Here is a 23,998-nt window from a genome sequence, read left to right as displayed (position 1 = left end):
TCGGCTGGGTCGGCGCCGCCTCAGTGCTCCACGTCGTGGGGCTCGGCCTCGAACCTGCGGGCGTAGGCGCGCTCGTCGGCGACCTGCCTGATGTGTTCGGCGGGCAGCTCGGGCGCACCGTAGACGGCATAGGCGACGGCGCCGTCCTGACGCCCGATCTGGTGCAGGCGGTAGCGCGATCGGCCGGCGCCGCCATCGGGCGGGTAGTGCAGCGGCGGGCTGTCGCCTTCCAGGTCCAGTTCGCTGTTGTCGACCACGCCGCCGACGAAGAGTGCGCGCATGCAGGGCTCCTGGGCTGATGGGGGCGCATCGACGTTGGCAGGCGTGGCGTTTGCATGCGATGAAGCAATGGTTGGCATTGTATCGTTGGTTCATCGTCGCGCTGCCAAGGCGCGTCGGGCAACGCGAAACATGCCGCATCGAATCCGTGACCACGTTCCGCCACGGGCCGCGGCTACGAGGGTCAGGTCGCAGGTGACAGCCATCGTCGCGAGCCGTGCGAGCCTTCGTCGGCAGCGGCAGCGATACCACCCATGGCTGGCCGCATCGGTCTTCGCACGCTGGGCGACAGCAGGCGGGCCGCTGTCTGCGGTAGCCAGGCCAATGCCCGCCGCGCGTAGAATCCGCCTTCGTCCGCAAGATGGTGTGCCGTCCGTGCCGAGCGCCGAAGGCGATCCCGCACTCGAGACCTTGCTGCTGCCGTTCGCCGACGGCCAGCTCGCCTGGCCGGATGCCGCCGACGAGCCCCCGGTCCTGTTCCTGCGCGCGCGCCCGGGCGCGGCCTTGGCGCGTCGCGGACGCGGGGGCGTGCTGTGCGAGCAGACCTTCCGGCCGCAGTTCGAGGCGCTGCAGCGCGAGGGCTACCGGGTGGAGGAGGGCGGCGATTCGCGCCATCCCCTGGTGCTGCTGCTGCCGCCGCGGCAGCGCGACGAGGCGCGGGCGCTCTATGCCCACGCCCTGGAGCGCGTCGCGGAGGGCGGCGCGGTCGTCGCCAGCGTCGCCAACGACGAGGGTGCGAAATCGGGGCAGGCCGACCTGGCGCGCATCGCCGGACCGGTGGCGGCGCTCTCGAAGCACAAGTGCCGGGTGTTCTGGGCGCATCCGGGTCGTGGCGGGGGCGATGCCGGGCTCGCCGCGCAGTGGCGCGGCCTGGATGCGCCACGCCCGGTCGCCGGCGGCCGCTTCCTGAGCCGCCCGGGCGTCTTCGCCTGGGATCGCATCGACGCCGCCTCGGCGCTGCTGGCCGCGCACCTCCCGTCGACCCTTGCCGGACGCGGCGCCGACCTCGGCGCCGGCTACGGCTATCTTGCGGCCGAGCTGCTGGAGCGCTGCCCGCAGATCGCCGCCCTCGACCTGTTCGAGGCGGAGAAGCGCGCGCTGGACCTGGCGCGGGCGAACCTCGCCGGGCACGTCGGGCGCGTGGAGCTCGGCCTGTACTGGCACGACGTCGCCGCAGGCCTGCCGCAGCGGTACGATTTCATCGTCAGCAACCCGCCGTTCCACGGCCAGGGACGGGCGCCGCGGCCGGAGCTCGGCCGCCGCTTCATCGAGGTCGCCGCGCAGGCATTGCGGCCCGGCGGCGCTCTCTGGCTGGTCGCCAACCGCCAGCTGCCCTACGAGCAGGCGCTGGGCGCGGGCTTCGGCGAGGTGCGCATCGTCGCGCAACAGGACGGTTTCAAGGTGGTCGAGGCGCGGAAGGCGCGCCCGTGAAGCTGGTGCGCCTGCTCGCCAACCTCGGCTACGGCAGCCGCCGGCAGGTCGCGGCGCTGTGCCGCGAGGGGCGCGTCACCGACGCCGATGGCGCCCCGCTGTACGCCGACGACGTGGTGGCGCACGCTGCCGTGCGGGTCGACGGCGCGCCGCTCGATCCCGCGCACGGGATGCTGCTGATGCTGCACAAGCCGACCGGCTACACCTGTTCCATGCGCGATCCCGGTCGGGTGGTCTACGACCTGCTGCCGCCGCGCTTCCGGCTGCGCTCGCCGCAGCTGTCGACGGTCGGACGCCTCGACCGCGACACCAGCGGCCTGCTGCTGCTGACCGACGACGGCGCGCTGCTGCACCGGATCATCGCGCCGAAATCCGATCTTCCCAAGGTGTACGAGGCGGAACTCGCCGAGCCGCTGCGCGGCGACGAGGCGGCGCTGTTCGCCAGCGGCACCCTGGTGCTGGAATCGGAGCGGACGCCGCTGAAGCCGGCGAAGCTCGAGCCGCTCGACGACCGGCGCGCGCGGCTCGCCCTCGCCGAGGGCCGCTACCACCAGGTGCGGCGAATGTTCGCCGCAACCGGCAACCGCGTCGTACGGCTGCACCGCAGCCGCGTCGGCGGCCTCGCGCTCGACGCGCTGGCCGAGGGCGAGTGGCGACAGGTCGGCGCCGCGGAGCGCGAACGGTTGTTCGCAGCCGCGGGCTAGCCGCGCTCCGGACCGGTCTCCCAGGTCAGCAGGGCGCGCCAGCCGGCGCGGCCGAGCCGGCGCAGGGTGCGCTGGTTGCGCTCGACGATGACGTCCGGGTCCGGGTAGGCGGCCACCGCCCGGGCCACGCTGTCCTCGCGCAGCAGGTGCAGCATCGGATGGGGCGAGCGGTTGCTGAAGTTCTCGATGTCGTCCTCGCCGCTGCCGGCGAAGCGGTAGCGCGGATGGAAGCTGGCCACCTGCAGCACGCCGTCGAGGCCCATCGACGCGACCAGCGCGTCGGCGGCGTCGAGGAAGTCGTTGTAGTCGAGGAAGTCGCCCAGCACCCGCGGGTGGATCAGCAGGGTGGTGTCGACCGCGTCGGGATCGGTATCGCGCAACAGCGCGAGCTCGGCCGCCAGTGCCTGCAGCAGCGCCTCCGGCGTCGCCGCGTCGCTGAGCGCGAAGCGCACCTGATCCCTGACCGCCACCGCCTTGGCGAACGGGCACAGGTTGAGGCCGATCACCGCGCGCTGCAGCCAGCGGCGGGTGTCGGCGATCGGATCTGTGCCGGCTGGATTCTCGGTCATCGTCGGCCTCCCGGGCGGGCAGCGTAGCGCGTCGCGGCGACCACCGGTCGCGCGCCGCCGCCGCCGGGGCGCGGGCGCGGATGGAGTCTTCGTCCTCCGTCAGCGGGAGGGACGGGCCGATGGCGACCGTCCTGGCCAGCGCCTAATCTATGCCGCCCGCAACCGGCCCGCCCCAGTGTCCGCATCGCCCACGCCGGACCCTTCGCGCCGCGGCGCCGCCTGGATGCTGCTTGCGGTGGCGCTGTTCGCGCTGATGGATGCCGGCCTGAAATGGCTGGCGGCCGACTACCCGCCGCTCCAGGTGGCCACCCTGCGCGGCGCCGCGGCGCTGCCGCTGGTGTTCGCCTGGGTGCTGCTCGGCGGCCGCGCGGCGACCCTGCTGCGGGTGCACTGGCGCCTGCACCTGGTGCGTGGCGCGCTCGGCATCGCGATGATGGTCGGGTTCGTCTACGGCCTGGCGCGGATGCCGATGTCGACCGCGTACGCGATCGTGTTCGTGGCGCCGCTGCTGATCACGGCGATGGCGGTACCTTTTCTCGGTGAGCGGGTCGGGCCGCGGCGCTGGACTGCCATCGTGCTGGGCCTGGCCGGGGTGCTGGTGGTGCTGCGGCCGACCGGCGAGGGGATGATGACCCTGGCCGGGCTGGCCCTGCTGGCCGCGGCGGCCTGCTATGCCGCCGCGGCGATCACGGTGCGGATCCTGGCGCAGCGCGACAGCACCGAGGCGATGGTGTTCTGGTTCCTGGTGCTGCTGGCGCTGGGGGCCGGCGCGCTGGCCTGGCCGGACTGGCGGCCGATGCGGGCGCAGGACCTGTGGGCGGTGGCCGGCGTCGGCATCACCGGGGCGTTGGCGCAGGTGGCCCTCACTCACGCCTTCCGGCTGGCGGAAGCGTCGCGGATCGCGCCGCTCGAGTACACCGGCCTGGTCTGGGTGGTGCTGCTCGACATCGGCGTCTGGGGCGTCCTGCCCGACACTCCGACCTGGATCGGCGCGGCGATCATCATCGCCAGCGGCCTGTATCTGCTGCGCCGCGAGCGCGTGCGCTCGGGTGCCGTGCCCTGATCCGGCGCCACGATCGGGGGCCGCGCACCGGCTTCACCCGCCGGCGGCCATGCTGGGCCGATGCCCTTGCTGCTGATCCCCATCGTGCTGCTGTTCGCGTTCGCCGCGCTGGTGCTGCTGTGGCCGCTGGGGCTGTGGCTGCGCTATCGCAGCGGCAGCGCGCGCCGGCTCGGGAACGCCTGGCTGGCCGGGTTCAATGCCCGTCTGCTGATGCTGTCGACGGGGCTGTTCCTGCTCGCCTCCGCGCTGGCGGGGACGTGGGTTGGCGGCGCCTTCGCCCACGCGTTGGGCGGGCTGCTCGCCGGGGTGCTGGTGGCGCTGGCCGGCTTGCGCGCCACCCGGTTCGAGCGTACTGCGGCCGGGCTGCACTACACCCCCAACCGGGCCCTGGTGCTGGCGCTAACCTGGCTGGTGGCGGCGCGGGTACTGCTGGCGGGGTGGCAGTTCTGGCGTCGCTGGCACGGCGAGCCGGTCGATCCCGGAGAGCCGGTCTGGTGGTGGCAACTGCTGACCGAACCCGCAGGGCTGTTCGCGGCCGCCGGGCTACTGCTGGGGTATCACGTCGCCTACGCGCGCGGCCTGAGCGCCAGAATCCGCCGGGTCACCGGCGGTTGACGCGGCCCGGGCGGCGGGCCGGGGGATACGTGCCAAGTCGCTCCCCGATACTCGCTTGGTTGTCACGCATCCCCCGGCCCGCTGGCGAGCACGTGGCGATCGGGCCGGAGAGCGGAGACTCGGGCAGGTCTGGCCGCGCCGGGGTTTTGCTTTTTCTGGCGATCGGCGGAGGCGAAAGGCGCCCCGTTTTGCGTTGGCTTCTGGAGTACCGATCCCGGTACCTCCAGGAGGATGCCCATGAAACCCTCGATCCGTCGTATCGCCGGCACGGCCGCGATCGCCGCCACCCTGGCCCTTTCGGCCACCCACGCCACCGGCTCCCGGCCAGCACCGCCGCCGGAGGCTCTGGAACGCGATTCCGGAGACCTGCTCACCGACCCCGTGCGCCAGCGGCGCGCGACGCGCATCCAGGACGCCGCGACCGCGACAGGGGCCGCCCGGGCGGTGACTCCGGAAGACGTGTACGACGTCGATTCGTTCGGGAGGACGCTGAAGTGGCTGGGCACGGCCCAGATGAACATCGCACTGGCGCCGGCCTGCGGGCCGCCGCTCCCCGGCGACACCGTCGGCGGGGCATGCGCCGAGCTGCTGCCGTCCCCGGCGACCACCAGCTTCGCGTTCGAGGACGTGGCCCGGATCACCCTGCCCAAGAACGCGGCGCACTCGCTGCTCTGCCACTGGTTCTCGCCCTGGCTCGGGATCACCTACCGCAATCCCAATCCGCCCGGAGGCGCCGCGGTGGTCGGGCGGCTGTGGTACCAGCCGACGCTGACGATCGAGAATCCGGTGCTCGACGATCCGACGCTGATCGACCCGGGCACCGGCCTGCCGTTCAACGGCCGGCTGACCACTTCGGTCTCGAACACCGAGATCCTCGAGGTGCCGCTGCCGGGCGGGGTGCAGATCTCATCGCGCGAGCGCGATACCGCGACCTGCATCGCCGGTTTCGTCACGCGACAGAGGCTGGTGGACAACTACGGCCTGACCGAGCAGCAGGCCAGGCAGTTCTTCAAGCGCAGCACGACGATCCGCATGAACATCAGCGGCAGCGCGCAATACGTCGACAGTGCCGACATGGTGTTCGGTCTGCGCGTCATCGGCGACTGAGCGGCGGGTTGGAAGCCGGCAGCGACGCGCAACGGAGATCACCGGGCGGCCCGTAGGCCGCCCGGTCCTGCGCAGCGGGGATCAGAATCGCGCGCCGACGCCCACGCCCACGGTCCAGGGATCGAGCTTGATGTCGCGCTCGATGGTCTCGCCCGCCAGTTCGGCGTCGGCGCGTGCGCGCATGTAGCGCGCGTCGGCGCGGGCGAACCAGGTCGGGTTGATGTTGAAGTCCAGGCCCACGGTGCCGATCGCGCCCTTCGGCGTGGTCAGGCCGACGTGGTCGCCGCCGGGGTTGAGGTCCTCGTTGCTGATGTTGGACTCGTAGTAGCCCAGCCCGACGAACGGCCGGAAGGTGGTGTCGGCCTGGCCGAAGTGGTACTGGCCGCTCAGCGCCACCGGCTGCTGCTCGATGGTGCCGATCTTGCCCTGGTCGCCGCGCACGCGATGGTTGAACTTGTCGGCGGCGCCCCACAGCTCGACGCCGATGTTGTCGGTGGCGTGCCAGGTGGCGCTCAGGGTCGGGGCGGGGCCGCCATCGACGTCGATGCGGGAGCCGGGGATCGGGTCGGCCTCGGGTTGCAGCAGGGCCACGCCGCCGACCACCGAGAAGCGCTTGCCCGCTGCGGTGTCGCCAGTGCGGGCGACGTCCTGGTCCCGCTGGTCCTGGGCGAGGGCGAGCGGGCTGGCAAGCACGGCCGCGACCGCGGTGGCGAGGCCAAGTGTGCGAATTGAAGCCATGGGGGATCTCCTCGTTGTTGGATTCGTGCCCCGGGGAGAGGGCGCGGCCACCGTAGCGACCGTCAAGTGAACCGCGCTTCGCCCGCAGGCGAGGGTCGGCGCCTGCGTTTCACCGGCGCTTCAGAGACCTGGCCGCGACCTGACGAAAGTCATGCCATCCACCGGCACACGTCCGCCATGCCTGGCCGGCGCAGAATCGGCGCCAGGGCAACGGGAGGAGACGGGCATGCGCATGAAGCGATGGTTGACGGCAGCGGCGCTGCTGCTGGCGTGCGGCGGGGCGTTCGGCGCGGGCAACGTCGATGTGTCCTGCGACGTGGACAGCGACTACGACTTCTCGCTCTCCGAGCGCAGCGTCATCCTCACCCGCGATTCCGGCGTCCCGCACCGGCTGGTGATGCGCCAGGGCCGGCTGTTCGTGGACGACGCCTGGGTTGCGCTCGACGACGCCGACCGCCGGCGCCTGGTGGAGTACGAGCGCGAGGCGCGGGCGGTGGTGCCGCTGGCCCGCGACATCGGCCGCGAGGCCGCCGAGATCGCATTCATCGCCCTTGGCGAAGTCGCTGCCGGTTTCAGCAGCGATCCCGACTCCACCCGTCGCAGGCTCGACTCCGCCCGGGCGAAGCTCGACCGGCGGCTGGCCGGCTCCGTGTCCGCCAGCCGGTACAGCAGCCGGGAGCTCGGCGATGCGATCGGGCTGGCGGTGCGCGAGGTGCTGCCGACGGTGATGGGCGACATCGTCGGCGGCGCGGTCCGTGCCGCGTTCAGCGGCGATATCGCGCGCATGCAGCGGATGGAGAACCTGGACGCGGAGTTGGAAGCGCTGATCGAGCCGCGCGCCGAGGCGCTCGGACGCAAGGCCGACGACCTGTGCGCCCGGATGGAGACGCTCGACCGCATCGACGATGCCCTCCAGTACCGGCTGCCGGACGGCCGCCCCCTCGACCTGCTGCGGGTCGAGCGCAAATCGAGGCGCCGCGCAGACGGCACCTGACCCCCGGCGACGGCCGCATGCCGCCGCACTCCCTCCGCCCCCGCATCCCCCGGGGGCTTTTTTTCGTCGCGGTTGGCGGCCGGCGCCGCTGCGGCCACAATACGGCTCTTCCCCCCTCGCAACGCGGAGAGCCGCATGGCCGACCTGAAGGAAGCGCGCGTCCCGGACATCGGTGGCTACGACGACGTGCCGGTGATCGAAGTCCTGGTGTCGGTCGGCGATCGGGTCGAGGCCGACCAGGGCCTGGTCACGCTGGAGTCGGACAAGGCGACGATGGAAGTGCCGGCGCCGTTCGCCGGCGTGATCCGGGAACTGAAGGTCGGCGTCGGCGACAAGGTCGCGGAAGGCAGCGTGGTGGCGATGGTCGAGGATGCCGACGCGAAGGCCGGTCCGGCGAAGTCCGGCGGGTCGGAGGGCGGCGGCGGAAAGGCCGCAAGCGACGACGATTCCGGCAAGCCCGACGAGCCGCGCCGACAGCAGGCGCCGGCCGCGGACGGATCCGCGGCGGCCGCACCCGTGGCCTCGTCCGGTGGAGTGCAGGACGCCCTGGTACCGGACATCGGCGATTTCGACGACGTGCCGGTGATCGAGGTGCTGGTCTCGGTCGGCGACCGCGTCGAGGCCGACCAGGGCCTGGTCACGCTGGAGTCGGACAAGGCGACGATGGAAGTGCCGGCGCCGTTCGCCGGCGTGGTCAGGGAACTGAAGGTCGGCGTCGGCGACAAGGTGTCCGAGGGCAGCGTGGTCGCCAGGATCGAGGGCGAGGGCGAGGGCGGTGCGTCGCGCCCGGCGCCCGCGCAGCCCGAGGCGGCGGCGCCGGCCGATGCCACCGACGACACCGCCGCCGAGCCGGCATCGCCCGGCCGGCGCCCGGACGGCATCGCCGAGGCCTCGATGCAGCGGCGCGTGCCGGGCAGCGGCGAGCCGCCGGTGCGCTTCGACGCCGATGCGGTGATGCCGGAGAAGGTGCCCTACGCCAGCCCCGCGGTGCGCCTGTTCGCGCGCGAGCTCGGCGTCGACCTGGCGCGGATGACCGGCAGCGCACGCGGCGGGCGCATCACCCGCGAGGACGTGCAGCAGTTCGTCAAGGGCGTGATGCGGGGCGGGGGCGCCCCCGCGGCCGCGGGAGCGGGCGCTGCCGGCGGCGGTCTCAACCTGCTGCCTTGGCCGAAGGTCGATTTTTCGAAGTTCGGCGCGGTGGAGGAGAAGCCGCTGTCGCGGATCCAGAAGATCTCCGGCGCCAACCTCGCGCGCAACTGGGCGATGATCCCGCACGTCACCCAGCACGACGATGCCGACATCACCGAGCTCGAGGCGCTGCGCGTCGCCCTGAACAAGGAGAACGAGAAGGCCGGCATCAAGCTCACCATGCTCGCCTTCCTGATGAAGGCCAGCGTGGCCGCGCTGCAGAAGTATCCGCAGTTCAACGCCTCGCTCGACGCGGCCGGCGAGACCCTCACCCTGAAGAAATACTTCCACGTCGGCTTCGCCGCCGACACCCCCGGCGGTCTGGTGGTGCCGGTGGTGCGCGACGTCGACCGCAAGGGCGTGATCGAGATCGCGCAGGAAACTTCGGCCCTGGCGAAGAAGGCCCGCGACGGCAAGCTCGGACCGGCGGACATGCAGGGCGGCTGCTTCTCGATCAGCTCGCTCGGCGGCATCGGCGGCACCAGCTTCACTCCGATCGTCAATGCGCCGGAGGTGGCGATCCTCGGCGTGTCGAAGTCGGCGATGAAGCCGGTCTGGGACGGCAAGACCTTCCAGCCGCGCCTGCTGCTGCCGCTGTCCCTGTCCTACGACCACCGGGTGATCGACGGCGCCGCCGCCGCGCGCTTCACCGCCCACCTCGCGCAGCTGCTCGGCGACATGCGCCGGGTGCTGCTGTGAGCCGGGGAGGTCGCTGGCGCGTCCTGCTCCTGGGCGGATGCCTGTCGCTCGCCGCGGCTGCGGCCGCGGCGCAGCCGGGCGGCGCCGCCACGGCCTTGCGCGAGACTCTGGACCGTCACCTGCAGGCGATCCAGGCCCGGGACCTGGACGCGCTGCTGGCCACCGTCACCCGCGGCGATGCGCTGACCCTGATCCTGCCCGACGGCAGGGTGCTCGATACCCGCGAGGAGTACCGCCGGTTGCACCAGGATTGGTTCGCCGAGGACGACTGGCGCATGCGTTTCGAGGTGCGGCAGGTGCGGGAATTCGGCGAAACCGGCATCGCCCTGGTGCACTACCTGTCGCAGCAGCGCCAGGCCGACGGCAGCTACGCCACCGGGCGCGAAGCGCTGCTGTCGCTGCTGTTCGCGCGCGAGCAGGGCGACTGGCGGCTGGTGTACGACCAGAATACCGTCGTGCCGCCGCAGCGGCCGCAATGAAGGCCACGCCGCCCCCGCCGGCGCCTGCCGACGGCGGCATGGTCGAGCGCGGCTGGGCCGGGCTGCAGCCCCTGCTGGAGCAGCCGCTGGTCGCCTTCTCGGGGCTGCGCCTGACCCTGGGCGGCCTGCTGTTCGCGCTGCTGGCGCTGCTGGCGGCGTGGCTGCTCTCGGCGCTGCTGCGGCGGACGATCGGCCGCTGGGGCGAGCGCCACCAGGGGGTGAACGCGGCCGCCCTGTACACCGTCTCGCGGCTGGTGCACTACGTGCTGCTGTTGGTGGGCTTTCTGGTGGCGCTGGACCTGGCCGGCATCCCCGTGACCAAGTTCGCCATCTTCGCCGGCGCCATCGGCGTGGGGTTGGGATTCGGCCTGCAGGCCATCTTCAGCAACTTCATCTCCGGCCTGATCCTGCTGTTCGACCGCTCGCTGAAGGTGGGCGACTTCGTGCAGCTCGACGACGACCTGCGCGGCACCGTGCGCGCGATCAACATCCGCGCCACCCTGATCACCACCAACGACGGCATCGACGTCATCGTTCCCAACTCCGAGTTCGTCAGCGGCCGCGTGGTCAACTGGACCCATGGCTCGATCAACCGCCGGATCCGGGTGCGCTTCGGGGTCGCCTACGGCGTGGACAAGGAGCTGGTGAAGAAGGCGGCGCTCGAGGCCGCGGCCGCGGTGCCCTTCACGCTCGCCACCGAGGGCGACCGCCGTCCGCAGGTGTGGCTGGTCGGCTTCGGCGACAGCGCGGTCGAGTTCATCCTGGCGGTATGGCTCAACGAGGCAGCGGCGCGCCGCAATGCGGCGATCGAGGCGGCCTATCTCTGGGAACTGGACACCGCGCTCAAGCGCCACGGCATCGAGATCCCGTTCCCGCAGCGCGACCTGCACCTGCGCAGCCTGTTCGGGCTGCGCGGCGAAGCCGCGCTCGCCGCACTGCACGGCGCGGCGTCCGAATCGACCGATACGGCGCCGGACGACGCAGGCGCCAGTGAACTGCCACAGCATGAACGCGCCGAGTTCGCGGGCAACGACGCGCAACAGGACGTGGAACGGGAGATCGCCGCGGAAGCGGTGCCCGACGCGCCCGACGCGCCACCGACATCCAAATCCTGAAGGAGCTTCCCCATGGCCCAGACCATCGAGATCAAGGTGCCGGACATCGGCGATTTTTCCGACGTGCCGGTGATCGAGGTGCTGGTGGCGTCCGGCGACCGGGTGGACAAGGACCAAGGCCTGGTCACCCTGGAGTCCGACAAGGCGACCATGGAGGTGCCGTCGTCCGCCGCCGGCGTGGTCAAAGAAGTCAAGGTCAAGGTCGGCGACAGCGTGTCCGAAGGCGAGGTGGTGGTGCTGCTCGAAACCGAAGGCGCGGAAGCCGGCGCTTCCGGCGACGAGGGCACCGCGAACGCGCCGCACGCGGGTGCAGCCGATGCGCCGGCCGGCGGCCCCGCGAAGCCGCCGGTGGCGAAGTCGCACCGCGCACCGGCCGAGCCGCCGGAGACGAAGCCGGCGCCGCACAGCGGCCGCCAGGCCGACGTCGAATGCGCGCTGCTGGTACTCGGCGCCGGCCCCGGCGGCTACACCGCGGCGTTCCGCGCCGCCGACCTCGGCCTGGACACGGTGCTGGTCGAGCGCTACCAGGCGCTGGGCGGGGTCTGTCTCAACGTCGGTTGCATCCCGTCCAAGGCGCTGCTGCATGCTGCGGCGGTCATCGACGAGGCCGCGCACGCCGCCGACTACGGCATCGCGTTCGGCAAGCCGAAGATCGACCTGGACGCGCTGCGCGCGCACAAGCAGAAGGTGGTCGGCCAGTTCAACAAGGGCCTGGCGGGCATGGCCAAGCAGCGCAAGGTGCGGGTGCTGGCCGGCAGCGGCGCCTTCGTCTCGCCCAACGAGATCGAGGTCGACGACGGCAAGGGCGGCACGCAGCTGGTGCGCTTCGAGCAGTGCATCGTCGCCGCCGGCAGCCAGGCGCTGAAGCTGCCGGGTTTTCCCTGGGACGACCCGCGGGTGATGGACTCCACCGACGCGTTGGAGCTGGCGGGCACGCCGAAGAAGCTGCTGGTGGTCGGCGGCGGCATCATCGGCCTGGAGATGGCCACCGTCTACCGCGCGCTCGGCAGCGAGATCACCGTGGTGGAGCTGGCCGACCAGCTGATGCCCGGCGCCGACAAGGATCTGGTCAAGCCGCTGGCCGACCGGCTGAAGAAGCAGGGCGTGGCGATCCATCTCAAGACCAAGGTGGTCGAGGCCAAGGCGCAGAAGAACGGCATCGCCTGCAGCTTCGAGGGCGAGAGCATCCCGGAGACCAAACTGTTCGACCGGGTGCTGGTGGCGGTGGGCCGCGTGCCCAACGGCGGCAAGATCGACGCCGACAGGGCCGGGGTACGGGTGGGCGAGCGCGGCTTCATCGACGTCGACCGGCAGATGCGCACAAACGTGCCGCACATCTTCGCGATCGGCGACATCGTCGGCCAGCCGATGCTGGCGCACAAGGCGACCCACGAGGGCAAGCTGGCGGCCGAAGTCGCCGCTGGCGAGAAGAAGGAGTGGGTTTCGCGGGTGATCCCGTCGGTCGCCTACACCGATCCCGAGATCGCCTGGGTCGGCGTCACCGAGACCGAGGCGAAGGCCAAGGGGATCAAGATCGGCGTCGGCAAGTTCCCGTGGGCCGCGTCGGCGCGCGCGGTCGGCATCGGCCGCGGCGAGGGCTTCACCAAGCTGCTGTTCGACGAGGCGACCCACCGCGTCGTCGGCGGCGCCATCGTCGGCCCGCACGCCGGCGAGCTGATCGCCGAGGTGGCCCTGGCGATCGAGATGGGCGCCGAGGCGTCCGACATCGGCCACACCATCCATCCGCATCCCACGCTGAGCGAATCGGTGGCGATGGCGGCCGAGGTGTACGAGGGCACTATCACCGATCTCTACCTCCCGAAGCGGAAGCCGTGAAGGCGACGGCATCCTGTGCCGCGATCCTCGCGGCACTGCTGGCGGGCACGGCCATGGCCCACGTCGCGCTGCCCAACACGATCAGCATGGCCAGCGTCGATCGTTGTCCCGGTGGTCCGGAATGGCTGGAGTCGCTGCGCGAGCGACGTGCCGCAGGACCGCGCCCGGTAGCGACGAACCCTGCGCTGCGCGATCGGCTGATCGCCCTGGACAGGGACCGACACGCCACGGACTACTCGCAAGCGGCGGCAGAGGCAGCTGCTGCGGCCGAGGCTGCCGCAGCGGCGGCCCTGGCAGCGATACATGCAGGCGATTCCGGTTCCACGCCGGAAAGCACGTCGCTGCCAGCTTCGCCACGGGAAGCCTCGCGCCTTTCCCGCTTGCAGGCGCTTGTCGATCTGCAGAAACCGCCGACGGTTGCCGAGATCGGTCTTGACGGGATGGATGCAGTCTTTTCGGTTCTCGAGGGAAGCGCTTCCCAGCCGCAGTTCCGGCTGCGCCTGGGCGAAGCGCTCCTGCGGAGCGCCGACCCGGGCCTGGACCGGGCGTCGAGGCGCCGCGCGGCCGAGCTGGTCGATCGTGCATTGCACGACCTCGGCGAGCCGCAGCGCTATGGCACGCTCTTCGTCATCGAGGCACCGGGCCGGGCCATCCTTCGACGGCCTGTCGAGAGCGAAGCGGGGCTGAAGGCGCGGCGAGCGGGACTGGGCCTCGTCCCTTTGGCACTCGAGACCTGCGTTCGCAGCGACAGCGAGAGCGATATGCCCTGGTCGCTTTTATTTGGGTTCCTCTGAAGGAACCCTCGGCGGGGATCCACCTTGAGCCTTCGGCGGGTGGAACCCGGACGATTCCGCAACTGTGACGCACCGTCGCCTTTCCCCGGACGCGCGTCGCGCTTCCCGCACCGACCTAGGGCGGCTCCCATCTGTGCCCCGCTGCCGGCCTCTGCTCTAGTCGACGGGCCGGTTCGGCGCAGGGGGGGTCGGCAAAGCGCCAATGCGCGCAGAGGGGAAGGACAATGAGGATGGGATTCGGGATGAAGGCGCTATGCGGCGCCGTCCTGGCCGCGGCCAGCGCCACGGCCGTGTCGGAAGATGCGCGCCGCATGGATCGCGACAGCGAAGTCGCACCACACTCGACGGCGGACGCCCGCGCACTTGAACAGCGACTGCGTCAGGAAGAAACCCGCCTGCGCGCCGAGCGCGCCGCCTATCCGGGACATTTCCGCCGCGCCTATGCCGCCTATCCGCGGATCCCGGCCGGGACCCTCGAGGCGATCGCCTACGTGCAGAGCCGCTGGCAACCGCTTGCGCCCGAGGCGGAGAACCACGGCCATCACCACATGCCCGCCGCGTACGGGGTCATGGGGCTCTACGCCGGCGACGGCTTCGCCGACCAGGTCGGCGAGGCGGCGGCGCTGCTGGGCGTGCCGGCCGAGCGAATCAAGGCCGATCCGGCCACCAACATCCTCGCGGCCGCGGCGCTGCTGGACCGGTTGATGCGCGGCAAGACGGTGGCTGCGCCGGAGGACGCGGCGGCAGTGCTGGCCCGCTATGCCGGTTTCGGCCAGGACCCCGGTGACAGCGCGGTCGGCGACTACGCCCGCGCCAGTTTCGCCTTCGACGTGCTGCTGGCGCTGGACCGCGGGGTGAACGAGAAGGGCATGGTGGTGCCGCAGCGGGCCGTGGCATGGGAACAGGCATTCGATGCCGACACCCTGGTCAAGCTGAACGCGCCGTTCGTGCGCCTGGACGTGGAAGGCGACCGCATCGAGACCGAAGTGCACGCCATCGACCCGGTCAGCGAGCGGCTGGTGCGCCGCGGCGACGCCTCCGCCAAGGGTCCCGACGTGCAGCCGCTGAGCACCGACTACGGTCCTGCGATCTGGAACCCCGCGCACTCGTCCAACTACACCGCCTCGCGCAGCGCGACGGTCAGTGCGGTGACCATCCACACGGCCCAGGGCAGCTACGCCGGCACGATCTCCTGGTTCAAGAACGCCTCGGCCAACGTCAGCGCCCACTACGTGATCCGCAGCTCCGACGGCCAGGTCACGCAGATGGTGCGCCATGCCCACACCGGCTGGCACGTGCGCAACCACAACAGCTACACCCTGGGCATCGAGCACGAGGGCTACGTCAACAACAGCTCCTGGTACACCAGCGCGATGTACAACGCCTCGGCGGCGCTGGTGCGGCACTTCTGCGCCAGCTACAGCGCGATCAGCTGCACCGCGGCCTACAGCGGCGCGCCCAGCAGCGGCATCAACGTGCTGCCGACCAGCGTCAGGATCAAGGGCCACCAGCACTTCAGCGGCCAGACCCACACCGATCCGGGCATCAACTGGAACTGGGGCCACTACTACGGCCTGCTCAACCCGGGCAGCGGTGGCGGCACCACCTATCTGGACCGTTTCGAGTCCAGCGTCGGGCATTTCAACACCAGCCCGGCGTATTCCGGCAGCACCACCGGCATTTCCACCGCGTCGACCGCGACCCGCGATTGCACCACCCGCCGCTACGGCAACTGCTCGCTGCGGGTGCTGCTCAAGGACAATCCCAACAGCTCCGCCAGCTGGGCGGTGCGGCTGCTGTCCGGCGCCGGCAACCCGGGCAGCAACACCGCGCTGACGCGCGCCAACGGCCGGATCGGCTTCTGGGTCTGGTCGGGCGGCAGCGGCATGAGCGTGGGCGTGGGCATCGACGACAGCGACGGGACCGAGCGTTCGGTGAACCGTTCGGTTCCCGCCAACCAGTGGACCTACGTCGAGTGGAGTCTCACCAACTCCGCCCAATGGAACGCCTGGGTCGGCAACGCCAACGGCGCGATCACCGCCGCCACCGTCAAGCTCGATGCGATCTGGCTGTACCGCGCCCAGACCAGCTACGACGTCAACGTCTACATCGACGACGTGCAGATCCGCAACTGACCGGACCGGCATGCGGGGGCGGTCGCATCGCCTCCGCATGCTGCGGTCCGCCTTCCGCGAGCGCCCACCCACGCAGGCGGGATATTCCGTAGGAGCGTGCCATGCACGCGAAGGCCCGCGCATTCGCCGACGCCCGGAATCACCGCAACGCCCACCGGAGGCACCCGCGGCCTTCGCGGCCATGGGCCGCTCCTACGGGAGGAATCCCGCTGCTGATCTGGCGACCCACACGGAGGCCCATGCCATGTCCACCATTTCCGACCGAGGGCCGCGCCGCCGCGGCGCGCGGCCACCGCGCACCGCGCTCCTGCTGGCATGCGGCGCGCTACTGGCGCTGGCCGCGGCCTTCGCCGAATGGGCGAGCCGTGGCGATGTTGCCGAGCGCCCGATGGCGCAGGCCGCGACGAGCGATGCCGCGAGCGCACCAACCGCCGGCGGGCCGGCGCGCGCAGGCGCCTTTGCCGCTGCCGACAGGGTCGCGGCGCCGCACATCCGGGTACGCGACAGCGCCACCGGGCGAGCGCTGGAGGCCCGGTTGGAGCTGCACCCGCTGGCCGGCAAGGCCACGCCGCTGGAGGCGCGCATCCCGCCCCGCGGCGCACGCCTGAAGGGAATCGCGCCCGGCGACTACCTGCTGACCGCCACCGCCCCGGGCCAGGCACCGCTGGGAGCGCGGCTGGCGTTCGACGCCGCGCCACTGCCCGTCACGCTGTGGCTGCCGCCGGCGGCCACGCCCACCACGCTGCACCGGAAGGCGCTCGCCGCCCTCGACTGCGGCGACTGCAGCCTGCTCACCGGCCACGTCTACGACCGCGCCAGCGGCGCGGCATTGCCCGGCGCCGTGGTCGCGGCGCAGGGCGGCGCGCGCGCGGTCACCGACGCCGAGGGCGCCTTCGAACTGCTGCTCGCGGCCCCGTCGGGCAGCCACGCCGATGCGCTGCCGAGGGCGACCACGCTGACCGTCGACGCCGCCGGCTACCGGCGCCAGCGCGTGGCGGGGATCGCCCTGCTGCCCGATGCCGCGCACCACGTCATCGACCTGGAGCGCGGCAGCGGCGAGGCCCGCCAGGACCTGACCCACGTGCTGGCGCGCGCGCCCGGCAGGACGTCCGCGCCGCCGCCGCAGGCGCATGTTCCGGACCGCGACGAGGCGCTGGATCCGGCCGACCCGGGGCAGGTCCTCCACGCGGCGCGGCTGGCGCGCAGTTCCGTCTCGATCGCCGTGCCGGCGAGCATCCGCGTCGGCACCGGCTGCTCGGGCCGCAGCTGCAGCGGCGTGTCGGTGTACGAGTTCGAGGACTACGTGGGGCGCGGCCTCGACGACGAGTGGATCGCTTCGTGGCACCCGGACGCGCTGGCGGCCGGCGCCATCGCCTACCGCAGCTACGCCGCCTGGTACGTCGCCAATCCGGTCGGGGCCGCCTACGACATCTGCAACAGCACCGCCTGCCAGGTGTTCGGTTCCGGCGCCTGGTCCGCCACCGTCGCCGCCGCGGCAGCCACGCGCGGCGTGCTGCTGACCCGCGACGGTATCGGCGCCGCCTTCAGCGAGTACTCGGCCGAGAACAACGCCTGGGACGACCCCTCGGACGGCCGCTCCTGCAGCAACCCCGACCTGTCCTGCGGCAACGGCAGCAACGGCTCGCCCGCCAACGGCTGGCCGTGCTTGGCCGACGAGGTCGGCCATGGCCGCGGCTGCTTCGGCCACGGCCGTGGCATGAGCCAGTGGGGCAGTCAGCGCTGGGCGGCCGACCATGGCCGCGGCTGGCGCTGGATCGCCGATCACTATTACAACGGCAACGGCCGGCCCGGCGGCATGCGCAACGCCTTTCTCGCCAATCTCGACCCGGGCACGGCGCGGTTGCTGGAAGATTTCGAAGCGGGCGTCGGGCGCTTCGACCGCAGGCCCACCGACTCCGGCAGCACCGTCGGGGTGTCTTCCGACTCGCTGGCGCAGCGCGACTGCGGCATCCGCCGCAACGGCGACTGTTCGCTGCGGGTGCTGCTGCGCGACGATCCCGCCGTCTCCGCAGACTGGTCGGTGCGGCTGCTTTCCGGAGGCGGCGCGCCCGCGGCCAACCCGCACGTGCCGGGGACGGCACGGATCGGCCTGTGGGTCTACTCGGGCGGGACCGGCATGCGCGTTGGCATCGGCATCGACGACGCGGATGGCACCGAGCGTTCGACGGCCCGCGCCATCGCCGCGAACCAGTGGACCTGGCTGGAATGGGACCTGGCGGATCCGTCGCAGTGGAGCGCCTGGGTCGGCGGCAGCAACGGCGCCATCGACGGCGCCAGCGTCACGCTGGACGCGATCTGGCTGATGCGTGCGCAGACCGCGTACGACGTCAACATCTACATCGACGACGTGCAGTTCGTCGACTGAGCTGTGGCGGACGCGCGGGCGGGCGGCGTTGCGCGCCCGCGCACCAGGCCGTGCGCCCGCCGCAGGCTCAGAAACGCACGCTGACGCCGGCCAGCGGTCCGTGCACCTTCAGCCTGCCGGTGAGTGTGCCGTCGTAGTCCAGCCGCGCGATCCCGACCGGATCCCCGGCCTCGCCCGCGTCGATGCTGCCGCGGAAACCGTCGGCGAGCTTGAGCCGGAACCAGTCGTAGCCGGCGTGCACGCCCACGCGCTCGGTGACCATGTACTCGACCAGCAGGCCGCCGCGCTCGAAATGGCCCTCCTCCTCGAGGAAATCGCCCCAATCCGCATCCAGGTACTGGCCTTCCAGGCTGATCCGCCATTTCTCGCCCGGCGTCCACGCCAGGCGCGTATGCAGCCCGGGCGACCATTCGCTGCGCTTCCAGCGCACGTCGACCGATTCCGGATCGAGCTCGTCGGTGCCGGTCGAGGTGCCGCGCAGCTGCGTTTCGAGCCGGGCATGGGTGACGCCCAGCCCCACTCCCCACTGGAACGTCGGAGTGTCGACCACCGCGAACTCGTAGTTGAAGTTGGCCAAGGCGAACTCGAAGCGCGCGTCCGCCTCGACGGCCGGAATCTCGGCCTCGCCCGGAATGCCGTCGGGATCGAGGGTGCCGCCGTCGAAGCTCCAGGACTCGCCGCGCCGATAATCGTAGAAATTGCCGATCAGCCGCTGGCGCGGACTGATCCGGAACGATGCCGACCCGCGCGGGCGCCACTCGCGGCCGATGCCGAAGGACGCGCTGTCGTCGAAGGTGGCGGTCTCGGTGCCGTCGGTGATCGTGCCCTCTCCGCTGAAAGCGAGCGACGCCTGCGGGTTGAAGCCGCTCAGGCGCAGGGCGAATCGGTGATCGTCTTGTTGCTGGGCGTACGCGGGCAGCGCCAACAGGCTGCCCGCCACGCACAGCCCGCAGGCAAGGCGTGGGATGCGTGTCACTGGGGTGCTCCTGGTTGTGGGGAGCGGCGTCGTACGCTGCGCCGCCGCGCGCCGGATTTGGCCGCAACCGCGATGCAGCCCACGTGAAGCCCCCGCGCGGCAGGCGTGCGCCACGTTCGGCGATCGGGCGGTCGATGTCAGCCGCCCCTCGTGGGAGCGACGGAAGTCGCGACGCGGCGATGCGCGCGCAGGCGAGTCGGCACCGCAGCGGCGTCCCGCCAGCGCTTCGCCCTGTCGCGGGAGTGCGCCGCGCAAAGAGCGAGCCCCGGCCGGGAAGGCCGGGGCTGGCGGGCCCGCCGTGGAGATTCGACGAGGATGAGCGGCGGGCCTGCAGGACTGACCGGGCCCGGAGGCGAAGGTTCCCGGGCGTCGCGGATGCGCTGGCGCGAGGTTCGCGGCGCGGCGCGCGCAGCGCCGGAGCGCGCCGCCGCGCAGGACCTCCGGCGCTTGCCGCTCAAACTGCCCGACTGCTATACTTTTGCGGCTTTGCAGCCCCCCGAGCACGCCAGAATCCGATCCGACCGGACCCGCCGCGCCGCCTACGCGCTGCCGCTGGTCCAGGCCGCGACCGGGCTGGTCGGCGCGGGGGTGCTGGCGGCGCTCGCCGGCGGCCCCGCCGCGGCGGGCTTCCTCGCCGGCGCTGCCGTGGTCGCGGCCGGATTCGCGATCTTCGGCTGGCGCACCGCGGGGCAGTCGCCGGTCGCCCCGGCCGGGCGCATGTTCGCCCGGTTGCTGGTCGGGGTGGTGCTGAAGTGGCTGGTGATCGGCGCCGGCGTGGCCCTGGCCATGGCAAGCGCCGCACTGCCCGAGGGATTCGTGCTGGCGGGCGCCCTGGCGGCGTTCCTGGCGTACATGTTGAGCTTGCCCTGGTTGCTTCGATGATCCCTGCAGATCTTTTCCGCATCGCCGAAAGCCCGAGCGAATACGTCACCCATCACCTGCAGCACTGGCAGGTCTCGATCGGCGAGGGCGCGTTCTGGACCCTGAACGTGGACAGCCTGCTGGTCTCGCTGCTGATCGGCGTGCTGGCCATGGGCACGTTCTGGCTGGTCGGCCGCCGTGCCACCGCCGGGGTGCCGTCGAAATTCCAGGCCTTCATCGAGATCGTCGTCACCTTCATCGACACCCAGGTCAAGGACGTCTTCCACGGCAACCGCCGCTTCGTCGCGCCGGTGGCGCTGACCATCTTCGTCTGGGTGTTCCTGATGAACTCCCTGAAGATGATCCCGGTCGACTTCTTCCCGGGCGTGGCCGCGGCCGCTGGCCAGGGATACTTCCGCGCGGTGCCGACCACCGACCTCAACATCACCGCCGCCATGGCGGTCATGGTGCTGCTGCTGATGTTCGGCTTCGCGGTCAAGGCCAAGGGCGCGTTCGGCTTCGGCAAGGAGCTGTTCACCGCGCCGTTCCACGCCCAGGGCGCGGGCATGAAGGCGGTGCTGGCGCTGCCGAACTTCGGCCTCAACGTGATCGAGTACCTGTCCAAGCCGGTGAGCCTGGCGATGCGGCTGTTCGGCAACATGTACGCCGGCGAGCTGGTGTTCCTGCTGATCGCGCTGCTCGGCATGGCCGGCGGCAACATGCTCATGGAAGCCGGCATGGGCGCCAAGGCGGGCGGGGCGCTGGCCTTCCTCGGCGCGGTCGCCGCCGGCGCGGCCTGGTCCATCTTCCACATCCTGGTGATCACCCTGCAGGCCTTCATCTTCATGATCCTGACCGTGGTCTACCTGTCGATGTCCTCCGAGGCGCACTGAACGCTTCCGGATCCCCGGTTACCCTTCTCCCTTTCACCTGCACCCTGCCAGAGGAATCACCATGGAACTCACCGCTCTCGTCGCCGCCATCCAGGGCTACACCGCTCTCGCCATCGGCATCATCATCGGCCTCGGCGCGCTCGGCGCCTGCATCGGCATCGGCATCATGGGCTCGAAGTTCCTCGAGAGCGCCGCGCGCCAGCCGGAGCTGGTGCCGATGCTGTCGGGCCGCATGTTCCTGCTCGCCGGCCTGATCGACGCCGCGTTCATCATCGGCCTGGCCATCGCGCTGTTCTTCGCGTTCGCCAACCCGCTGATCGGTACCGCCATCAGCGCCGTCGGCGGCTGATCTGGTTCCTGATCCGGTGCGCGGCGACCACGCCGCGCATCCCAGGGTCGGGCGTCGCCGACGCCCGTTCGCCATAGCGGAGCAAGACTGAGATGCAAATCAACGCAACCTTTCTGGGCCAGGGCATCGCGTTCGCGATCCTGATCTGGTTCAGCTGGAAATTCATCTGGCCGCCGCTGATGCGCGCGATCGAGGAACGCCAGCAGAAGATCGCCGAGGGCCTGGCCGCCGCCGACAACAGCCAGAAGGCGCTGGCGCAGGCGCAGGAAAAGGTCAACGACGAACTCAAGGCCGCGCGCGCCAAGGCCAACGAGATCATCGAGCAGGCCCACCAGCGCGCCAACCAGATCGTCGATGCGGCCAAGGTCGAAGCGATCGCCGAGGGCGCGCGCCAGAAGGCGCTGGTCGATTCGGAGATCGAGGCCTCGGCCAACCGTGCCCGCGAGGACCTGCGCCGCCAGGTGTCGCTGCTGGCGGTGAGCGGCGCCGAGAAGCTGCTGCGCCGCGAGATCGATCCGGCCGCGCACAAGGCGCTGCTGGACGAGCTGGCCGCGGAGATCTGAGCCGATGTCCCAGGCCCTCACGCTCGCCCGTCCCTACGCCCGCGCCGCGTTCGCCATCGCCCGCGACGGCGGCGGCCTCGCGGAATGGTCCCGGGCGCTGGCCTTCGCCGCGCGCATGGCGGCCGATCCGCAGGTCGCCGCGCTGCTCGGCCATCCGCGGCTGGACGACACCGACGCGGTGATGCTGCTGGCGCCGGAAGGCGCCGCGCAGCCGTTCGCCGACTTCCTGGCGCTGCTGGCGGAGAACCGCCGCCTGGCGCTGCTGCCGGAGATCGCAGGGCAGTTCGAGGACCTGCGCGCCGACGCCGAACGGATCGTGCGCGCCACGGTGACCTCGGCGGCGGAGCTGCCGGCGGCGGAGCTGGACGGCATCCGCGCCGCGCTGGCGAAGCGCTTCGGCCGCCAGGTCGAGCTGGAGACGGCGGTCGACGAGGCCCTGATCGGCGGCGCGGTGATCGCCGCCGGCGACGTGGTCATCGACGGCTCGCTGCGCGGCAAGCTGGCGCGGCTGCAGTCGGCGTTGGCGCAGTGAAGCCGGGAATCGGGAATCGGGAATAGGGAATCTTCAAAGCGCAGCCGCACCGCTTTCCGATTCTCCATTCCCGATTCCCGATTCCCAAACAAAGAGAACCCCGCGCGGCGCAGTTCGCGACGCACGACAAGGAAACGACAATGGCAACCACCCAGCTCAACCCCTCCGAAATCAGCGAACTGATCAAGGCCCGCATCGACAAGGTCAAGCTGGCCGCCGAGGCGCGCAACGAAGGCACCGTGACCTCGGTGTCCGACGGTATCGTGCGCGTCCACGGCCTCGCCGACGCGATGCAGGGCGAGATGATCGAGCTGCCGAACGACACCTTCGCACTGGCGCTGAACCTCGAGCGCGACTCGGTCGGCGCGGTGGTGCTGGGCGACTACGAGCACCTGCGCGAGGGCGACACCGCCAAGACCACCGGGCGCATCCTCGAGGTGCCGACCGGTCCCGAGCTGCTCGGCCGCGTGGTCAACGCGCTGGGCGAGCCGATCGACGGCAAGGGCCCGATCGCCGCGGCGCAGACCGCCCCGGTGGAGACCATCGCCCCGGGCGTGATCTGGCGCAAGTCGGTGTCGCAGCCGGTGCAGACCGGCTACAAGGCGATCGACTCGATGATCCCGATCGGCCGCGGCCAGCGCGAGCTGATCATCGGCGACCGCCAGACCGGCAAGTCCGCGGTGGCGATCGACGCGGTGATCAACCAGAAGGGCACCGGCGTCAAGTGCATCTACGTGGCGATCGGCCAGAAGAACAGCTCGATCGCCAACGTGGTGCGCAAGCTGGAGGAGAACGGCGCGATGGAGCACACCATCGTGGTCGCCGCCTCGGCCTCCGAGTCGGCCGCGATGCAGTACATCGCCCCGTACTCGGGCTGCACCATGGGCGAGTACTTCCGCGACCGCGGCGAGGACGCACTGATCATCTACGACGACCTGTCCAAGCAGGCCGTGGCCTACCGCCAGATCTCGCTGCTGCTCAAGCGCCCGCCGGGCCGCGAAGCCTACCCGGGCGACGTGTTCTACCTGCACAGCCGCCTGCTCGAGCGCGCCGCGCGCGTCAACGAGGCCTACGTCGAGAAGTTCACCAACGGCGAGGTCAAGGGCAGGACCGGCTCGCTGACCGCGCTGCCGATCATCGAGACCCAGGCCGGCGACGTGTCGGCGTTCGTGCCGACCAACGTGATCTCGATCACCGACGGTCAGATCTTCCTCGAGACCGACCTGTTCAACGCCGGCATCCGCCCGGCGGTGAACGCCGGCATCTCGGTCTCGCGCGTCGGCGGCGCGGCGCAGACCAAGATCATGAAAAAGCTCTCCGGCGGCATCCGCATCGCGCTGGCGCAGTACCGCGAGCTGGCCGCGTTCGCCCAGTTCGCTTCGGACCTGGACGAGGCCACCCGCAAGCAGCTCGAGCGCGGCCAGCGCGTGACCGAACTGATGAAGCAGAAGCAGTACGCGCCGATGCCGGTCGCCAACCAGGCGCTGTCGATCTACGCGGTCGACAAGGGCTACATGGACGACGTGCCGGTGCCGAAGATCGGCGCGTTCGAGGAGGCGCTGCATGCGCACTTCGCCAACACCGCCGGCGAGCTGATGGACAAGGTCAGCGCCAGCGGCGACTGGAACGACGAGATCGAGGCCGGGTTCAAGAAGGGCATCGAGGAGTTCAAGGCCACCGGCTCGTTCTGAG

The 23,998-nt window shown here is 71.3% G+C and carries 23 protein-coding genes; 19 read left to right on the top strand and 4 right to left on the bottom strand.

What is annotated here, in order from left to right; genetic code table 11:
- Positions 1-20: 20 nt before the first annotated feature.
- Positions 21-281 carry a hypothetical protein gene (locus H0E84_RS04385; RefSeq protein ID WP_180677407.1) on the bottom strand — a complete coding sequence of 87 codons (261 nt, stop codon included), beginning with the start codon at positions 279-281 and terminating at the stop codon, positions 21-23.
- Positions 282-603: 322 nt separating this feature from the next.
- Between H0E84_RS04385 and H0E84_RS04380 the strand changes: the two genes are divergently transcribed.
- On the top strand, positions 604-1,710 hold the full coding sequence (locus tag H0E84_RS04380; RefSeq protein WP_180677406.1) for a class I SAM-dependent methyltransferase: 1,107 nt from the start codon (positions 604-606) through the stop codon (positions 1,708-1,710).
- A complete protein-coding gene (locus tag H0E84_RS04375; RefSeq protein WP_180677405.1) occupies positions 1,707-2,414 on the top strand; it encodes a pseudouridine synthase in 708 nt (235 codons plus the stop codon). The genes H0E84_RS04380 and H0E84_RS04375 overlap by 4 nt, the downstream gene beginning before the upstream one ends.
- Here H0E84_RS04375 and H0E84_RS04370 read toward each other — a convergent pair.
- On the bottom strand, positions 2,411-2,983 hold the full coding sequence (locus H0E84_RS04370; protein ID WP_180677404.1) for a DUF1415 domain-containing protein: 573 nt from the start codon (positions 2,981-2,983) through the stop codon (positions 2,411-2,413). The two genes, H0E84_RS04375 and H0E84_RS04370, sit on opposite strands and share 4 nt — an antisense overlap.
- A gap of 175 nt (positions 2,984-3,158) precedes the next feature.
- Between H0E84_RS04370 and H0E84_RS04365 the strand changes: the two genes are divergently transcribed.
- The 3 genes from H0E84_RS04365 (at position 3,159) to H0E84_RS04355 (ending at position 5,768) form a co-directional block, all read left to right on the top strand.
- The gene (locus H0E84_RS04365; protein ID WP_345776265.1) at positions 3,159-4,046 is read left to right on the top strand and encodes a DMT family transporter; all 888 of its coding nucleotides are present in this window, start codon (positions 3,159-3,161) and stop codon (positions 4,044-4,046) included.
- A gap of 60 nt (positions 4,047-4,106) precedes the next feature.
- Positions 4,107-4,661, top strand: coding sequence for a DUF1453 domain-containing protein (locus H0E84_RS04360; RefSeq protein WP_180677403.1), 555 nt, complete (start codon positions 4,107-4,109; stop codon positions 4,659-4,661).
- Positions 4,662-4,898: 237 nt separating this feature from the next.
- A complete protein-coding gene (locus H0E84_RS04355) occupies positions 4,899-5,768 on the top strand; it encodes a hypothetical protein (RefSeq protein WP_180677402.1) in 870 nt (289 codons plus the stop codon).
- Positions 5,769-5,849: 81 nt separating this feature from the next.
- Here H0E84_RS04355 and H0E84_RS04350 read toward each other — a convergent pair whose 3' ends face one another.
- Positions 5,850-6,506, bottom strand: a complete 657-nt coding sequence (locus H0E84_RS04350) for an OmpW/AlkL family protein (RefSeq protein ID WP_180677401.1) — start codon at positions 6,504-6,506, stop codon at positions 5,850-5,852.
- 226 nt (positions 6,507-6,732) lie between these two features.
- Here H0E84_RS04350 and H0E84_RS04345 point away from each other — a divergent pair, with 226 nt between their 5' ends.
- The 8 genes from H0E84_RS04345 (at position 6,733) to H0E84_RS04310 (ending at position 18,132) form a co-directional block, all read left to right on the top strand.
- On the top strand, positions 6,733-7,500 hold the full coding sequence (locus H0E84_RS04345) for a DUF2884 family protein (RefSeq protein ID WP_180677400.1): 768 nt from the start codon (positions 6,733-6,735) through the stop codon (positions 7,498-7,500).
- 135 nt (positions 7,501-7,635) lie between these two features.
- A complete protein-coding gene (gene aceF / locus H0E84_RS04340; RefSeq protein ID WP_180677399.1) occupies positions 7,636-9,387 on the top strand; it encodes a dihydrolipoyllysine-residue acetyltransferase in 1,752 nt (583 codons plus the stop codon).
- Complete coding sequence (locus H0E84_RS04335; protein WP_180677398.1) at positions 9,384-9,866, top strand: SgcJ/EcaC family oxidoreductase; 483 nt, start codon at positions 9,384-9,386, stop codon at positions 9,864-9,866. The genes aceF and H0E84_RS04335 overlap by 4 nt, the downstream gene beginning before the upstream one ends.
- Positions 9,863-10,981: a mechanosensitive ion channel family protein gene (locus H0E84_RS04330; RefSeq protein ID WP_257644059.1), complete on the top strand. Its 1,119-nt coding sequence runs from the start codon at positions 9,863-9,865 to the stop codon at positions 10,979-10,981. Before H0E84_RS04335 ends, H0E84_RS04330 begins: the two co-directional genes overlap by 4 nt.
- A gap of 12 nt (positions 10,982-10,993) precedes the next feature.
- Positions 10,994-12,817 (top strand): dihydrolipoyl dehydrogenase, encoded by a 1,824-nt coding sequence (gene lpdA, locus H0E84_RS04325; protein WP_180677397.1) that lies wholly within the window; start codon positions 10,994-10,996, stop codon positions 12,815-12,817.
- Positions 12,814-13,611: a hypothetical protein gene (locus tag H0E84_RS04320; RefSeq protein ID WP_180677396.1), complete on the top strand. Its 798-nt coding sequence runs from the start codon at positions 12,814-12,816 to the stop codon at positions 13,609-13,611. Before lpdA ends, H0E84_RS04320 begins: the two co-directional genes overlap by 4 nt.
- Before the next feature lie 224 nt (positions 13,612-13,835).
- Complete coding sequence (locus H0E84_RS04315) at positions 13,836-15,746, top strand: N-acetylmuramoyl-L-alanine amidase (protein WP_219339585.1); 1,911 nt, start codon at positions 13,836-13,838, stop codon at positions 15,744-15,746.
- A gap of 244 nt (positions 15,747-15,990) precedes the next feature.
- Complete coding sequence (locus tag H0E84_RS04310; protein WP_180677395.1) at positions 15,991-18,132, top strand: SpoIID/LytB domain-containing protein; 2,142 nt, start codon at positions 15,991-15,993, stop codon at positions 18,130-18,132.
- Between the two features lie 67 nt (positions 18,133-18,199).
- On the opposite strand, the gene H0E84_RS04305 is transcribed toward H0E84_RS04310, so the two are convergent.
- A complete protein-coding gene (locus tag H0E84_RS04305) occupies positions 18,200-19,108 on the bottom strand; it encodes a TonB-dependent receptor (protein ID WP_180677394.1) in 909 nt (302 codons plus the stop codon).
- A 447-nt stretch (positions 19,109-19,555) separates the two neighbouring features.
- Here H0E84_RS04305 and H0E84_RS04300 point away from each other — a divergent pair, with 447 nt between their 5' ends.
- The 6 genes from H0E84_RS04300 to atpA all read left to right on the top strand — a co-directional run bounded on the left by H0E84_RS04300 (position 19,556) and on the right by atpA (position 23,997).
- A complete protein-coding gene (locus tag H0E84_RS04300) occupies positions 19,556-19,990 on the top strand; it encodes a hypothetical protein (RefSeq protein ID WP_180677393.1) in 435 nt (144 codons plus the stop codon).
- Positions 19,987-20,862, top strand: coding sequence for a F0F1 ATP synthase subunit A (gene atpB / locus H0E84_RS04295; RefSeq protein WP_180677392.1), 876 nt, complete (start codon positions 19,987-19,989; stop codon positions 20,860-20,862). Before H0E84_RS04300 ends, atpB begins: the two co-directional genes overlap by 4 nt.
- Positions 20,863-20,923: 61 nt before the next feature.
- Entirely contained in the window at positions 20,924-21,211 is a 288-nt protein-coding gene (gene atpE, locus H0E84_RS04290; RefSeq protein WP_180677391.1) for a F0F1 ATP synthase subunit C, read from the top strand.
- A 92-nt stretch (positions 21,212-21,303) separates the two neighbouring features.
- Complete coding sequence (locus H0E84_RS04285; protein WP_180677390.1) at positions 21,304-21,774, top strand: F0F1 ATP synthase subunit B; 471 nt, start codon at positions 21,304-21,306, stop codon at positions 21,772-21,774.
- Positions 21,775-21,778: 4 nt separating this feature from the next.
- Positions 21,779-22,306, top strand: coding sequence for a F0F1 ATP synthase subunit delta (locus H0E84_RS04280; RefSeq protein ID WP_180677389.1), 528 nt, complete (start codon positions 21,779-21,781; stop codon positions 22,304-22,306).
- 140 nt (positions 22,307-22,446) lie between these two features.
- Positions 22,447-23,997 carry a F0F1 ATP synthase subunit alpha gene (gene atpA / locus H0E84_RS04275; protein ID WP_180677388.1) on the top strand — a complete coding sequence of 517 codons (1,551 nt, stop codon included), beginning with the start codon at positions 22,447-22,449 and terminating at the stop codon, positions 23,995-23,997.
- The last annotated feature ends 1 nt before the right edge of the window (position 23,998 follow it).

It is taken from the genome of Luteimonas salinisoli (genome assembly GCF_013425525.1).
Lineage (GTDB): Bacteria > Pseudomonadota > Gammaproteobacteria > Xanthomonadales > Xanthomonadaceae > Luteimonas > Luteimonas salinisoli.
Note: the sequence above shows the minus strand (reverse complement) of the source record. Positions and strands in the feature narration are given on the sequence as shown.

Excerpts from the sequence above, each read along its gene's own strand:
- H0E84_RS04385 (WP_180677407.1), bottom strand. The coding sequence starts at position 281 with ATGCGCGCACTCTTCGTCGGCGGCGTGGTCGACAACAGCGAACTGGAC.
- H0E84_RS04380 (WP_180677406.1), top strand. The coding sequence starts at position 604 with ATGCCCGCCGCGCGTAGAATCCGCCTTCGTCCGCAAGATGGTGTGCCG.
- H0E84_RS04370 (WP_180677404.1), bottom strand. The coding sequence starts at position 2,983 with ATGACCGAGAATCCAGCCGGCACAGATCCGATCGCCGACACCCGCCGC.
- H0E84_RS04360 (WP_180677403.1), top strand. The coding sequence starts at position 4,107 with ATGCCCTTGCTGCTGATCCCCATCGTGCTGCTGTTCGCGTTCGCCGCG.
- H0E84_RS04355 (WP_180677402.1), top strand. The coding sequence starts at position 4,899 with ATGAAACCCTCGATCCGTCGTATCGCCGGCACGGCCGCGATCGCCGCC.
- H0E84_RS04350 (WP_180677401.1), bottom strand. The coding sequence starts at position 6,506 with ATGGCTTCAATTCGCACACTTGGCCTCGCCACCGCGGTCGCGGCCGTG.
- H0E84_RS04345 (WP_180677400.1), top strand. The coding sequence starts at position 6,733 with ATGCGCATGAAGCGATGGTTGACGGCAGCGGCGCTGCTGCTGGCGTGC.
- aceF (WP_180677399.1), top strand. The coding sequence starts at position 7,636 with ATGGCCGACCTGAAGGAAGCGCGCGTCCCGGACATCGGTGGCTACGAC.
- H0E84_RS04330 (WP_257644059.1), top strand. The coding sequence starts at position 9,863 with ATGAAGGCCACGCCGCCCCCGCCGGCGCCTGCCGACGGCGGCATGGTC.
- lpdA (WP_180677397.1), top strand. The coding sequence starts at position 10,994 with ATGGCCCAGACCATCGAGATCAAGGTGCCGGACATCGGCGATTTTTCC.
- H0E84_RS04315 (WP_219339585.1), top strand. The coding sequence starts at position 13,836 with ATGAGGATGGGATTCGGGATGAAGGCGCTATGCGGCGCCGTCCTGGCC.
- H0E84_RS04310 (WP_180677395.1), top strand. The coding sequence starts at position 15,991 with ATGTCCACCATTTCCGACCGAGGGCCGCGCCGCCGCGGCGCGCGGCCA.
- atpB (WP_180677392.1), top strand. The coding sequence starts at position 19,987 with ATGATCCCTGCAGATCTTTTCCGCATCGCCGAAAGCCCGAGCGAATAC.
- atpE (WP_180677391.1), top strand. The coding sequence starts at position 20,924 with ATGGAACTCACCGCTCTCGTCGCCGCCATCCAGGGCTACACCGCTCTC.
- H0E84_RS04285 (WP_180677390.1), top strand. The coding sequence starts at position 21,304 with ATGCAAATCAACGCAACCTTTCTGGGCCAGGGCATCGCGTTCGCGATC.
- H0E84_RS04280 (WP_180677389.1), top strand. The coding sequence starts at position 21,779 with ATGTCCCAGGCCCTCACGCTCGCCCGTCCCTACGCCCGCGCCGCGTTC.
- atpA (WP_180677388.1), top strand. The coding sequence starts at position 22,447 with ATGGCAACCACCCAGCTCAACCCCTCCGAAATCAGCGAACTGATCAAG.